The organism is Erwinia tracheiphila, assembly GCF_021365465.1.
GTDB classification, from domain to species: Bacteria; Pseudomonadota; Gammaproteobacteria; order Enterobacterales; family Enterobacteriaceae; genus Erwinia; species Erwinia tracheiphila.
The window spans coordinates 263,068-275,951 of record NZ_CP089932.1 but is presented as its reverse complement, the minus strand read 5'-3'; the positions used below and the strand labels follow the sequence as shown (position 1 = coordinate 275,951).

The 12,884-nt window shown below is 51.3% G+C and carries 11 protein-coding genes and 1 pseudogene; 8 read left to right on the top strand and 4 right to left on the bottom strand.

Annotation, left to right across the window (positions count from 1 at the left end):
- Position 1: 1 nt before the first annotated feature.
- Positions 2-508 carry a TIGR00645 family protein gene (locus tag LU633_RS01340; RefSeq protein ID WP_016191427.1) on the bottom strand — a complete coding sequence of 169 codons (507 nt, stop codon included), beginning with the start codon at positions 506-508 and terminating at the stop codon, positions 2-4.
- 131 nt (positions 509-639) lie between these two features.
- The gene (locus LU633_RS01335; RefSeq protein WP_016191428.1) at positions 640-972 is read right to left on the bottom strand and encodes a helix-turn-helix domain-containing protein; all 333 of its coding nucleotides are present in this window, start codon (positions 970-972) and stop codon (positions 640-642) included.
- A 519-nt stretch (positions 973-1,491) separates the two neighbouring features.
- Here LU633_RS01335 and LU633_RS01330 point away from each other — a divergent pair.
- Positions 1,492-2,616: a GNAT family N-acetyltransferase gene (locus LU633_RS01330; protein ID WP_016191429.1), complete on the top strand. Its 1,125-nt coding sequence runs from the start codon at positions 1,492-1,494 to the stop codon at positions 2,614-2,616.
- Here the strand turns inward: LU633_RS01330 and LU633_RS01325 are convergent.
- Positions 2,613-4,446, bottom strand: a pseudogene (locus LU633_RS01325) (ABC transporter ATP-binding protein). The gene LU633_RS01330 and the pseudogene LU633_RS01325 sit on opposite strands and share 4 nt — an antisense overlap.
- A 181-nt stretch (positions 4,447-4,627) precedes the next feature.
- On the opposite strand from LU633_RS01325, the gene zinT reads away from it, so the two are divergent.
- Positions 4,628-5,275 carry a metal-binding protein ZinT gene (gene zinT, locus LU633_RS01320; RefSeq protein ID WP_016191430.1) on the top strand — a complete coding sequence of 216 codons (648 nt, stop codon included), beginning with the start codon at positions 4,628-4,630 and terminating at the stop codon, positions 5,273-5,275.
- 76 nt (positions 5,276-5,351) lie between these two features.
- Here zinT and LU633_RS01315 read toward each other — a convergent pair whose 3' ends face one another.
- A complete protein-coding gene (locus tag LU633_RS01315; protein WP_016191431.1) occupies positions 5,352-6,128 on the bottom strand; it encodes a DeoR/GlpR family DNA-binding transcription regulator in 777 nt (258 codons plus the stop codon).
- A gap of 193 nt (positions 6,129-6,321) precedes the next feature.
- Between LU633_RS01315 and LU633_RS01310 the strand changes: the two genes are divergently transcribed.
- The 6 genes from LU633_RS01310 (at position 6,322) to LU633_RS01285 (ending at position 12,645) form a co-directional block, all read left to right on the top strand.
- A complete protein-coding gene (locus LU633_RS01310; RefSeq protein WP_016191432.1) occupies positions 6,322-7,347 on the top strand; it encodes an SIS domain-containing protein in 1,026 nt (341 codons plus the stop codon).
- Positions 7,344-8,285, top strand: coding sequence for an ROK family protein (locus LU633_RS01305; protein ID WP_016191433.1), 942 nt, complete (start codon positions 7,344-7,346; stop codon positions 8,283-8,285). The genes LU633_RS01310 and LU633_RS01305 overlap by 4 nt, the downstream gene beginning before the upstream one ends.
- 210 nt (positions 8,286-8,495) lie before the next feature.
- Positions 8,496-9,746, top strand: a complete 1,251-nt coding sequence (locus LU633_RS01300; protein WP_016191434.1) for an extracellular solute-binding protein — start codon at positions 8,496-8,498, stop codon at positions 9,744-9,746.
- 9 nt (positions 9,747-9,755) lie between these two features.
- Positions 9,756-10,664 (top strand): carbohydrate ABC transporter permease, encoded by a 909-nt coding sequence (locus LU633_RS01295; RefSeq protein ID WP_016191435.1) that lies wholly within the window; start codon positions 9,756-9,758, stop codon positions 10,662-10,664.
- Positions 10,654-11,493 (top strand): carbohydrate ABC transporter permease, encoded by an 840-nt coding sequence (locus LU633_RS01290; RefSeq protein WP_016191436.1) that lies wholly within the window; start codon positions 10,654-10,656, stop codon positions 11,491-11,493. The genes LU633_RS01295 and LU633_RS01290 overlap by 11 nt, the downstream gene beginning before the upstream one ends.
- A gap of 27 nt (positions 11,494-11,520) precedes the next feature.
- Positions 11,521-12,645 (top strand): ABC transporter ATP-binding protein, encoded by a 1,125-nt coding sequence (locus tag LU633_RS01285; RefSeq protein WP_016191437.1) that lies wholly within the window; start codon positions 11,521-11,523, stop codon positions 12,643-12,645.
- The last annotated feature ends 239 nt before the right edge of the window (positions 12,646-12,884 follow it).

The window sequence follows — 12,884 nt, the reverse complement described above, 5'->3', positions numbered from 1 at the left end:
ATCAACCCTGATTGTATTTTTCGCGGCGAGACATGCTGTCCAGATATCCCATCACAAAGGCGGACAAAACAAAGGTGAGGTGAATAATCACATACCACATCAATTTGTTATCAGGGATATTTTTTGCATCCATAAATACGCGCAGCAAATGAATGGAAGAGATAGCTACAATGGATGCAGCGACTTTATTTTTCAGCGAGCTGGAGTCCATTTTTCCAAGCCAGGTCAGCTTTTCTCTTTTTTCCGGGATATCCAGTCTGGAGACAAAATTTTCATAGCCAGAAAACATCACCATGACCAGCAGGCCACCAACCAGCGTCAGGTCAATCATTGATAGCAGAACCAGGACCAAATCGTTCTCCGCCATGGTCAGCACGTTTGGCAGCAGATGCACGGCCTCCTGGAAAAACTTGATCATTAACGCAAACAGTCCAAGCGACAATCCCAGATAAACTGGAGCCAGCAGCCAGCGCGAGGCATAAATAAGATTTTCAGTGAAACGTTCCATAACATTCAGTCAACAGATTAACAGGACAGTGAGTATACCTGATGAAAGGTTAAATTTTGCATTATGGAGCATAACAGAACAGGAATTTAACCCGGCGACATCCCAACACGGGGATTGCCGTCTGTATGAGTTTAACGTAATTCGCGGTACTGATTACGATAGTCTTTAGGCGTAAGGTTGAAATGTTTTTTAAACACGCGCTGAAAACATTGCTGCGAGGAAAAACCGAGGTCCATTGAAATGGCCATGATAGTTTTACGAGAATTCACCAGATTCTTCGCGGCCTCATCCATACGACGGCAGCGGATGAATGATCCAAGGGTTATTCCTTTCTTTTCTTTAAATGCACGCTGAAGATGCCATTTTGAGTAGCCAGAACGGGCGGCAACCGCTTCAATATTCAGGCCATCATCCAGATGCTGTTCAATCCAGTCGATAATGACATCGACAATTTCACCTTTCATGTTTTCTCTCCCACCTGTGACGCTATTAACCAGAATCACTATCCATTTTTTGCATGTTGTCACTAATCAATGAAACGCTAATATGCAACTAATACCGTCACTTATCAAATTCGTTAAATACATGTTATAAAAAGGTTTGAAATAGTTCAAACAGATAATTTCGGCAGACAGGATTCATTGTTGGGTCTCAATATGATGTGTGTAATCACCCTCGTTTATAAAACGCGTAGCGTGAGCGGCGCGATCCGGCATTATTCCGCGCTCCGCTAACGATGCGCTGAGGCGGGTTACAGAATGAGACTAAAACAGCGTGTTACGCTACTCTTTGCCAGATAGCGCCGAAAATAATCGCCTTACGGCAGGCGTGTTACAACTTAGATGTGTGCGAGGTCATACCGTCAGTTTTCCCCATAAGGCAGTCAGGCATTCTTCATCGCCACCAACTGTCGCGGAACACAGCATTGATCTTCACCAGCAAAAACGTCACTTTAACAACAGGCAATGAAGACGAACGCATCAATGTCATTAAGCTTTCTGACACAACTCAACGCGATCCCCGCCGCACGGTGGGATGCCCTCTTGCCTGACGATGGGCCTTTTTTGCGTCACGCTTTTCTCAGCACCCTCGAAGAAAGCGGCGGCCTGGGTGAAGAAACGGGCTGGCAGCCCGAACACCTGCTTTGGCTTGAGGAGGGCAAGATTTGTGCAGCTTTGCCCGGATACCGTAAATTCCATTCAAGAGGCGAGTATGTCTTTGATCACGCATGGGCAGATGCATGCCAGCGTGCTGGTCTGCCCTACTATCCTAAATGGCTTTCCGCAGTGCCATTCAGTCCGGTGACTGGCGCACGTTTACTTGGCGATGCATCCGCTGCGGAAAAACTGTTGCAGCATATCCCAACATTTCTTGAAAAAAATCGGTTGTGCAGCGGACACATCAACTTCGGTGATGCACAAACTGCGTCGTTGTTGGCAAAAGATCCCCGCTGGCTTCACCGCACTGGCTGTCAGTATCACTGGCAGAATCCCGGGTATCGGGACTTCCAGGATTTTCTTGATTCGTTGATGTCACGTAAACGTAAGCAGATCCGTAAAGAACGCACACTGGTTGCCGATAGCGGTGTTGAATTTGAATGGCTTGCTGGCGATCAGCTGCACGAGTCTGACTGGGATTTTGTTTATGCCTGTTATGCCAACACCTACGCCGTGCGCGGTCAGTATCCTTATCTGACAAGGCAGTTTTTCAGCCTGCTCAGTGAGAAAATGCCTGAAGCCATCCGCGTCGTGCTGGTTTCGCAAAATGGCCTCTCCGTCGCGATGGCGTTCAGCCTGGTGGACGGCACGACACTTTATGGCCGCTACTGGGGATGCCTGGCAGAATTTAACCGACTACATTTTGAAACCTGTTTCTGGCAGGGGATAGATTATGCCATTGCCCATCGCCTGCAACGATTTGATGCTGGTGCCCAGGGCGAGCACAAGCTGATACGCGGTTTTGAACCCACGCTGACGCACTCATGGCACTGCCTGCGTCACGCCGGACTGCACGCTGCGGTAGCGGATTTTTTGCAGCAGGAACGGGAAAGCGTGCGCGCCTGGATTGAAGACGCGCGGAACGATTTGCCCTACCGGCGAGGGGTTTAAACCTCGCCGACAAAACCTCCGGTCTGATGCCGCCACAGACGAGCATACAGCCTGCCTTTAGCCAGTCACTCCACATGCTTTCCCATTTCAGCGATTTTCCCCCTGCTGCAACACCACCAGCCAGCCCATTCTGGTAATGGTCGATAAGCGGTGCGTAATGGCAATCACCGTCTTACCATTCATCAACGTTTCAAGACCCTCCTGAATAGCCGCTTCCACTTCAGAATCCAGCGCTGACGTTGCCTCATCCATAATCAGGATCGGTGCATCTTTTAGCAGCACCCTGGCGATAGCAATACGCTGTCTCTGCCCGCCTGACAACTTCACGCCTCGTTCACCAACATGGACACCAGGGCCCTGTCGGCCTTTACCATCGGAAAGCATCGGGATAAACTCATCGGCTCTGGCCCGGTGAATCGCCTGTTGCAACTCGCCTTCAGTTGCATCGGGACGGACATACAGCAAATTGTCACGAATTGAACGATGTAACAGTAAAATATCCTGGGTGACCAGGCCAATTTGTGCACACAGACTCTCCTGGTCTTACGTGTGCAATGTCCTGCGCGTCAATGGTGATTCGTCCGCCATTCAGGTCATACAGACGCAGCAATAAATTCACCAGCGTGGATTTTCCCGCGCCAGAGGGGCCAATCAGCCCAATTTTCTCACCCGCGCCGATGCTCAATTGCAGGTTGTCAATCACGCGCCGCCCCCGCCCGTAGTTGAAATTCACCTGTTCATAACAGATTTCACCGCGACGAACCTGCAATGCGCTGGCATGAGGCTCATCCGTGACCGCCAGCAGTTGGGCAATCGTTTTAACCCGTCCTGCACCATGCCGATATTTTCGAAAATGCCATTCACCACCCACATAATCCAGCCGGACATGTTAACAATGCGGATCACCAGGCCCGTTGCCAGCGCAATGGCCCCACGCTTATCAGCGATTGCATCCAAAGCCACAGCACCAGCCCGGTCGTTGACACAATCAGCATTCCGTTAAGTGTGGTAATGACGACCATCCATTCTGGTGGCCATGCCTCTCTACTCGCAGGTTTTCATGGTCTGATCGTTGATGGCCTGACGCGCATACGCACGCTCCAGATCGCTGTGTGCAAACAATTTGAGGGTGGTGATGTTGGTGTAACCATCAACGATGATACCCATTAGCTTTGAACGGGCGTCAGAGGGCACAACAGAACGGGATTTTACGCATGTTACAAAGTATCGCAAGCTGAAGACATATCCGACGATCCATAACAGTAACGGGATCATCAGCCGCCAGTCCGCTTCAGCAGACAACACTAATGAGGTAATGGCGTAAATCAGCACGTACCACAGTGCATCCACCGCCTGTACCGCTGAATCACAAAGCGCGTTACCCGTTTGCATGATGCGCTGGGCAATGCGTCCGGCAAAATCGCTCTAGAAAAAATTCAGGCTTTGCCGCAGGACATAGTTATGATTCTGTCAGCGAATCATGCTGGTCATACCGGGGTTAATCTCCCGGTGAACCAGCAAATTATGCAGCCCGATAAAAACCGGACGCAAAAGTAATGCCACCACGGCCATCCAGCGCAGATCACTGGCATGCTCGCTAAAAAACAGTCAGAAGGAGTGCTGTTTACCATATCACTAATGGTGCTGAAATAGCGGAACAGCGCTACTTCTATCAGCGACGAAATGAAACCAACGACCAGTAAGATAGCGAAACTTTGCCTCACCTGACGCAAATAATAAACATAAAAAGCCCAGACACGATTAGGTGGGATACTTGCCAGGCACATCCTGAAAAATGTTGATAAACCGCTCAAGGCGGCGATACAGCATGGCAAGCTCACTTTTCTGATCAAAAAAGGCAGCTTAGTGTATTTTCAGCCATTGCTGCGACAGTTATCGCGCGTCTGAATAATTTTATTGCCGACGAATAAGCCTGATGAAATGCTTTATATCATGAAAATGACATGTTATAACATTTCATAATTTAGCAAATCATTTCACAGGTGAGAAAATGTTAAGGAACGTATCGGCTGTCGCGTTTGGCATCACCCTCAGTCTGGTTAGTGCAGGCACCTTTGCACACGGAGGACACCACCACGGTGCGCCGCTCTCTGACATTGAGCGGCAGGAAAGCGAGGGGATTTTCGACGACAGCAACGTCAAAGATCGTCAGTTAAGCGACTGGGATGGTGTCTGGCAATCACTTAATCCCTATTTATTAAGAGGCGATCTGGATACCGTGCTGCAGCACAAAGCACAAGAGGGAGAAAAAACGCTTGAGGAATACCGGGCGTACTACAAAAAAGGATATGCAACCGATGTGGATATGATTAGCATCGAAAACAACGTGATTGAATTCCACCGCGGCGATAACGTTAGCGCCTGCCACTATGACTACATTGGCTTTAAAATTCTGACCTATGTTTCCGGCAAAAAAGGCGTCCGCTACCTGTTCGAATGCCGGGATAAACAGTCAAAAGCACCTGCTTATGTGCAGTTTAGCGATCACACTATCGCGCCGCGTAAGTCCGCGCATTTTCACATCTTTTTTGGCAACACGTCACAGCAAGCCTTGCTGGGTGAAATGGACAACTGGCCAACGTTTTATCCATGGGCACTGAGTAAAGCGCAAATCGTCGAAGAGATGCTGCACCACTAAATTTGGCGGGCACTTTCGTGCTGTCGATCACTGAAGCGTGTTTAACGTAAGCACTGAAGTCAGGCTTGATAAGGCCTCAGCGCTGCTTTGTTCCCGGTTCGACCACCACCATCTTTGCACCATATTTTGCACGTTGCTTAAGGCCCGGCGAAGATTCAGTAATAATCATGCTGATATCATCCAGCGGACAAACATGGGCAAGCGCGCGATAGCCAATTTTACTGCTGTCTGCCAATACCACTGTTTTATCCGCTGACCGGATCATCGCTTGCTTCACGGGAATTTCAATCGTATTGATATTGGTAATACCATTTTCAAAATGTACACCCTCTGAGCCAAGAAAAGCCCAGTCAACGTGAATACTGTTTATTTTATCTACCGTCTCCTGACCCACCAAGGTATAAACCTTATCCAGCATAAGTCCGCCAGCCACATGCACGGTAATGCCTGGATGCTGTCCCAGCGCCATTGCACAATAAATGTCATTGGTTACAACGGTCAGATTCTTTTTATCTTTCAGGGCAAGCGCCAGAGCATAAACGGTGGAACCATTATCAAGGATCAGTGACTGACCATCCTGCACCAGGCTAGCAGCATACTCAGCGATGACGGTTTTCGCTGAGGTATTCATTTCGAGGCGAATGTAGTAAGGCGTGTCATATGCGTGCGGTGCTTCGGCAGGAAGTAATCCGCCGTGCGTCCTTAACACCTTGCCTGACTTCTCCAGTAATGAAAGGTCGCGACGGATGGTTGAACTATCCACACCGAAGATTTCTGAAAGTTCTACTGCGTTCAAATAGCCTTTTTCTGTGAGCATTTCCACAATTCTTTCTCGACGTTGCGCCGCTGTCATTTTGCCTTCCTTATCGTCCGTAGCTGCACACTTTCATGCACATACTGACCTACACTAAAGTTTATGTCATCTTAACCACATCTTTTTTGCACAAAAAATGCAGCATTACACGAAAAAGAGTATTGACTGCACGAATTCGTGCATAGTATGTTAAACACATCAGTAATATTTAACCTTTAGAAGAACAGGCTCCATGACCGCGATCAATTTTAGTGCTTACGAAAAAGAGTTGGTTCAGCAGGTCAGTTCACTGACCGATCAACTGGATTATACTCTGCCGGATGCACTGAAAGCGCTCCCGCTCCAGCAGTTTGATCGCATCATACTGGCCGGTATGGGATCGTCCGATTATGCGCTGATCCCTGTGGAACGAGAGTTGATTGCGTTGGGTTTATCTGTCTGGCGCATTGATGCAGGTCGCTTACTGGATATGCCGCAGCTGGTCACATCGCAAACGTTATTGTGGTTGACGTCACAGTCCGGGATGAGCGGTGAGATTGTGAAGGTGCTGGAAAATATCACGGCACCCAGGACACTGATCGGCGTGACCAATAATGCAGCAAGCTTGCTGGCAGAGCGCGCTGACATTTTAGTAGAGCTTAAGAGTGGCGACGAATCAACGGTCAGCGCAAAAAGCTATTTGAATACACTGATCGCCAACTATCGCACTTTCTGGGCGCTCACAGGGCAGGATGAAGCTCTATACTTGCAAGACATCAAATCGAGCTTACCGACATTCGCAGATATTATACAAAAACGCGAGCCGGTGCAGGCAGTAACCGACAGGCTTTTCACCCATACCAGACCTCGGGTGGCGCTAATCGGTATGGGTGCCGATGCCGCGACGGCTTTGACAGGCGCACTCATTACAAAAGAAGCGTCCAAAGTCAGTGCGGAAGGGTTTATTGGCGGTGAATTTCGTCATGGCCCAATGGAAACGTCAGGCAAAGGCATGCTGGCTTTACTGCTCGGCGACGGCAGCGGCGTTACGCTCACCACGCTGGCCAGCGATCTTGCTGACAACGGCACTGAAGTGATCACCATAGGACCAGTGGCTTACTCCGGCAGTCAACTCTTGCCAACACCAGGGGAATCCACACTGATCCGTTTGTTAGGTGCTATGCTCTGGGTACAGCACCTCACAGTAACCTTGGCCAGAAGTAACGGAATGGTACCGGGAGAATTTCTGTACGGACAAAAGGTCACGGTGAAAATATGACAAAGGCTGCAGCTTTTCTTCGCGCGGGTATTGATATCGGTGGAACAGGCACCCGCATCGCACTACTGCGCGACGAACATGAAGTTGCATCGGAAAGCATTCCAACTGCCTGGTTCGCCACGCTACCGCAGGATCGGCGAGCCGAAGCACTAGTGGATAAAATTTGTTCACTGCTACCAGCGGAAAGTTCGTTGTCCAGCCTCGGCATCGGTGCCAGTGGCCCCGTAAATAACAGTACAGAGATTATCGAAAATAATGACACGCTGGCCTGTTTTTCCTACTACCCGCTGGTCCAACAATTGCGGGAACGGCTGGGCATACTGGTCGCCATTGATAACGATGCAGTGGCGGCCGCAATAGGTGAATATCAGCTTGGCGCAGGCCACGGTAGCCAACGCATGATGATGGTGACGCTGGGTACAGGCATTGGCGTGGCACTACTGGATCGCGGGCAACCGCTGCGTGGTGCTGACGGCAGTCATCCTGAGGCGGGGCATATTCCGGTTTCCTCAGACCCGACGCGCTGTTACTGCGGCTTACAAGGATGCTGGGAAATGCTGGCCTCACGTGAGCAACTGCAAAAAAAGCTGGAAAAACAGATAACAGGTTTGCAGTGGAATGCACAGACGCCTGCACTGCTTAAAGCGTTAATGACCACCAGGCCTCGCGTAGCGCAGGTAATCAACCAGTATGGTGAGAATGTTGGACGAGGACTCAATACGCTGCTGGCATTGTATCGACCCGATGTAACCGTATTAGGTGGTAGCGCTGCACCACTCCTCCCTCTTTTTCAGCCGGGGCTGGACAATGCATTAATGCGTGCTGGCGGCTATGCCGTTAGTCGCAATATTCAACAATCCGTTCTTGGTGACGCGGCGGGCGCACTGGGGGCGGCGATACTGCCAACACTACGGGAAACCCGCCAACATAATTTGTAAAATAAACTAATTAATATCTCCAGGACACGCGGCGGGCGTGCCAGGGATAGCCAGTACGGCCAACATACAGGGTCCCGCCAACGGTAAGTTATAAATAAGAAAATGCTGTTCATTCATGCCTGGCCCATTTACTTTACGGTGGCCCAGGCATTTTTCTGGCCTCAATTTTATTAATCAACCGCTTTTCATCTGTTATTATGGAGAATTTGTATGGCAAGCCGATTTACTCCTCGTTTTACCGGATATTTACTGACCCTGCTGGCAATGAGCGCCTCCGGCGTGGTATCAGCCAAAACACAAATTAACGCCCTTTTTATGTCGCAAGCGGCCTACAGCGAAAGTGACGTGCGCGCCATGACCAAAGATTTTGAAAAAGCGCACCCGGATGTCGCGGTGAATCTGGAATTCGTCCCTTACGAGGCACTGCACGACAAAATTGTGGCGGCACACGGCACCGGCAGCAAAGGTTATGACGTGGTGCTGTTTGACGATATGTGGCCAGCTGAATTCAGTAAATTCAATATGTTGAAGGATATCAGCCACCTGATTTCTGCGGATGAAAAAGCCAAAGTCTTCGACGGGGCGTGGAGCACAGTCAGCTGGAACAACAAGCAGTGGGGCATGCCGTGGATCCTCGACACTAAATATCTGTATTACAACAAAGCGATGCTGGCAAAAGCCGGGATTACCGCGCCGCCAAAAACCTGGCAGCAGGTCATGGAACAGTCGCAAACGCTGAAAGAAAAAGGCATCGTCAAATATCCGTTGGTCTGGAGCTGGTCACAGGCTGAAGCGCTGGTCTGTGACTACACCACGCTGGTCTCCGCTTTTGGCGGTCAGTTTTATCAAAACAGCAAGCTGAACTTCAGCGATGCAGGTTCCGTTAAGGCTGTGGATTACATGAAAAGCACGCTGGATAAAGGCGTCAGTAATCCCAACTCACGAGAATATCTTGAAGAAGACGTTCGTAAAGTCTTCTCCAATGGCGATGCGGCGTTTGCCCTGAACTGGACCTATATGTACAACATGGCCAACGACCCGAAACAGAGTAAAGTAGCAGGTGAGGTCGGGATTATCCCTGCACCATCAGAAAAACCGGGTGAAGTGGCGGCCATGAATGGTTCGATGGGCCTGGGCGTGACCCAGTCAAGCAGCCACCCGGACCAGTCCTGGCAATATATTCGTTACCTGACCTCTCAGCCGGTACAAAACAAATATGCCCGCCTGAGCCTGCCGATCTGGAAATCATCCTATGACGATCCTGTCGTGCAGAAAGGCCAGGAGCCGCTGATTGCCGCCGCCAAATCTGCACTCGACGTCATGCTGATGCGCCCGATCACTGCGGATTACTCTCGCCTCTCCAATACATTGCAACAGCAGCTTCAGCAGGTTTTGCAAGGCCAGCAAACCCCACAATCCGCGATGGAAGCCGTGACCAAAAGTGCCCAGCGTTTACATTAAGAGGTCGTCATGCTCAGTTTGCAACAACGTGAGCGGCGTCAGGCATGGGTGCTTCTGGCACCCATGCTGTTAATGATGGGCCTGCTTACCACCTGGCCCCTGCTGCGCACCATCTGGCTTAGTTTCACCGATGCAGCCTTAATCAGTAATGGCGGCACAATCAATTACATCGGCGTGGAAAATTACCTCTATGCGCTGACCGACCCGGACTTTCTTTCCTCCCTGCTGCGCACACTCTATTTCACTGTCACATCCGTGGCGCTGGAAGGCATTATTGGCGTGCTGGTAGCGCTGCTGCTTAATCAGAAATTTTATGGTCGCAGCGTGCTAAGGGTGCTGGTTATCCTGCCGTGGGCGCTGCCAACGATTGTGAACGCAATGATGTGGCGACTGAATTTCAACCCTGATTACGGCAGCATCAATGCGCTGCTGACCCAGCTCGGGATCATCGGCAACTACCGCAGCTGGCTTGGCTCGCCGGATTCGGCGCTCAATGCAGTCATGGTGGCAGACGTCTGGAAAAATTACCCGCTGGTGACCTTACTGGTGCTGGCCGCCCTGCAATCCATTCCAGACGATCTGTTTGAGGCGGCCAGGCTTGATGGGGCCTCCGCCCTTCACCGTTTTCGTGCCATCATCTTTCCTGCCATCGTGGGCCCGTTGAGCGTGGCGCTGGTGCTGCGTACCATCGACGCTTTTAAAGTCTTCGATGTTATCTACGTTATGACGCGCGGCGGCCCGGTAGACAGCACCAAAACCCTCAGTTTTTACGTCTATCAGGAATCATTCAGCTACCTGCGCGCTGGCAGCGGTGCGGCTTACGCTATCCTGATGACATTGATGTGCAGTGTGCTGATAGCTGTTTACATGACCATGGTCTGGCGCCAGCGCCGCCGGAGTAGCGCTTATGAAACGTAAATTGCGAATGTTGCTGCGTTATTTAGCCGCGCTGGTGGTTGCCGCCAGCATTCTCGGTCCGATACTGTGGCTGTTTCTGATGAGCGTCAGTTCCAACACCGATCTGACCCGCGTGCCGCTGGAATGGCTACCGCGTCAGTGGGATTTCAGCCGCTATGCGCGGCTAATCTCGTTACGGCCCGATCATCCCGGCGCGCTTTTCCTGCACGCACTTGGCAACAGCATGCTGGTCGCCTGCGGCGCCACCGTGATTTCGCTGTTGCTGGCCGTTCCGGCCGCCTTCAGCTTTTCCCGCTATCCGGGGCGGGACGGCTGGCTGTTTGGCAACCTGGCAATTTATATGGTGCCGCCAGTGGCGTTCGTTTTGCCGCTCTATTTTATTCTGCAACAGCTCAACCTGCTCAATACGCATGCCGGACTGGTGCTGGTGTACTGCTCGCTGATCCTGCCTTTTCTCACCTGGATGCTGAAAAATCAGTTCGATACTTTACCGCGAGATATTGAACAGGCCGCCAGGCTGGACGGGCTGCGATTCTGGCAGGTGCTGCTGTGCATTACCCTGCCGCTGGCAAAACCCATGCTGGGAGCCTCGGCACTGTTTGGCTGGCTGCTGGCGTGGGATGAATTCTTCTATGCGCTGCTGTTTACCAGCAATATCAGCGCACAAACCTTGCCGATCACCATCGCCGGTTTCACTGCGGGGCGAGCCACCGATGACGGGCTGATTGCCGCCGTCGGTATTCTGGCTTCGGTGCCACCGTTATTTATTGTCATCTGGCTGCAAAAAAGCCTGGTCAGCGGCCTGTCTGGCGGCGGCAGTAAAGGTTAACAGGCTCAAAAGTAAGAGGATAGCTTTATGGCTCGTGTTGAATTGGTTGGTGTAACAAAACGTTATGCCAAACAAACGGTAATCAGCCCGCTGGACCTGACCATCCCCGATGGCAGTTTTACCGTGCTGGTTGGCCCTTCGGGTTGTGGAAAATCGACGTTGCTGCGCCTGCTGGCCGGGCTGGATACCGTTTCAGCTGGAAAAATACTGTTGGACAACCAACAGATTAGCGACCTCGACCCGGCGGAACGGGACATTGCGATGGTGTTTCAAAGCTATGCGCTCTATCCCCATCTGACGGTGGCGGAAAACCTGGGCTTCCACATGAAAGTGAAGCGCGTTAAACGCGAGGAGCAGCAAAGCAAGATTGCCCGCGTGGCCGGGATTCTCGGTATCGACAAACTGCTAAATCGCTATCCCCGCGCCCTCTCTGGCGGTCAGCGCCAGCGCGTGGCAATGGGACGCGCTATGGTGCGTAATCCACAGGTATTTCTGTTCGACGAACCCTTATCCAACCTTGATGCCCAGCTACGTATGGAACTACGGGCTGAGATTAAAGCACTTCACCAGCGCTTTAAAACTACGATGGTCTATGTCACCCACGATCAGGTTGAGGCAATGACGCTGGCTGACCAGATTGTTGTGATGCGTGAGGGCGTCATCGTGCAGCAGGGCAAGCCGCTGGAAATTTATGACTATCCGGCTGACACCTTTGTTGCACGTTTTATTGGTTCACCGCCAATGAACCTGCTGCCAGGACAACTGGAAACACGTGAGGGTCAGTCTGGCGTCAACTGTAACGGCCTGTGGTTTGCGCTGCCGGCTCACTGGCAGCAGGCCGCCGCACAGCAGGGACAGCGTGCGGTAACGCTGGGCATTCGTGCGCAGGATTTTGTGCTCGCCTCGACCGCAAACCTGCCAGAAGCACAGGTGGCACTGGTGGAAGTGACCGGCGAATCCAGCCTGCTGCATGTCAACTGGCAGGGATTTACGCTGCATGTTCAGTTTGTGGGTCGGGTATCAGTGGTGCCAGGGGAGTGCATAGCGCTTGGAATCAGCAACGTCAGGCTGCATCTTTTTGACACACAAAGCGGTCAGCGTCTGGCCACGCAGTCTGAACAGGAAACGGCGTCTGTGGATGAAACCAGATAATAACCAGTACGTTAAAAAAGCTGACGTTATTACCTGCTATAAGGCCGGAGATGGACAAAAATCGGGTTATTTTACTGCACGGTGTCGGCAGCGACGGCGATGAACTGGCAGGTCCTGGAGCTTACTGAGCCACTCTTATCTCCGGCCTGAACGTCGCCAGCCCCAATGCCCCTTTTCACTTCGAACACGCAGAAGGCTGGCAGTGGTTCAGCCTGGCAGACATTACTGAGGAAAGCCGC

Bases quoted from the DNA above. Each gene is read 5' to 3' on its own strand.
- LU633_RS01295 (WP_016191435.1), top strand. From the start codon at position 9,756: ATGCTCAGTTTGCAACAACGTGAGCGGCGTCAGGCATGGGTGCTTCTG.
- LU633_RS01340 (WP_016191427.1), bottom strand. From the start codon at position 508: ATGGAACGTTTCACTGAAAATCTTATTTATGCCTCGCGCTGGCTGCTG.
- LU633_RS01310 (WP_016191432.1), top strand. From the start codon at position 6,322: ATGACCGCGATCAATTTTAGTGCTTACGAAAAAGAGTTGGTTCAGCAG.
- LU633_RS01315 (WP_016191431.1), bottom strand. From the start codon at position 6,128: ATGACAGCGGCGCAACGTCGAGAAAGAATTGTGGAAATGCTCACAGAA.
- zinT (WP_016191430.1), top strand. From the start codon at position 4,628: ATGTTAAGGAACGTATCGGCTGTCGCGTTTGGCATCACCCTCAGTCTG.
- LU633_RS01305 (WP_016191433.1), top strand. From the start codon at position 7,344: ATGACAAAGGCTGCAGCTTTTCTTCGCGCGGGTATTGATATCGGTGGA.
- LU633_RS01290 (WP_016191436.1), top strand. From the start codon at position 10,654: ATGAAACGTAAATTGCGAATGTTGCTGCGTTATTTAGCCGCGCTGGTG.
- LU633_RS01285 (WP_016191437.1), top strand. From the start codon at position 11,521: ATGGCTCGTGTTGAATTGGTTGGTGTAACAAAACGTTATGCCAAACAA.
- LU633_RS01300 (WP_016191434.1), top strand. From the start codon at position 8,496: ATGGCAAGCCGATTTACTCCTCGTTTTACCGGATATTTACTGACCCTG.
- LU633_RS01335 (WP_016191428.1), bottom strand. From the start codon at position 972: ATGAAAGGTGAAATTGTCGATGTCATTATCGACTGGATTGAACAGCAT.
- LU633_RS01330 (WP_016191429.1), top strand. From the start codon at position 1,492: ATGTCATTAAGCTTTCTGACACAACTCAACGCGATCCCCGCCGCACGG.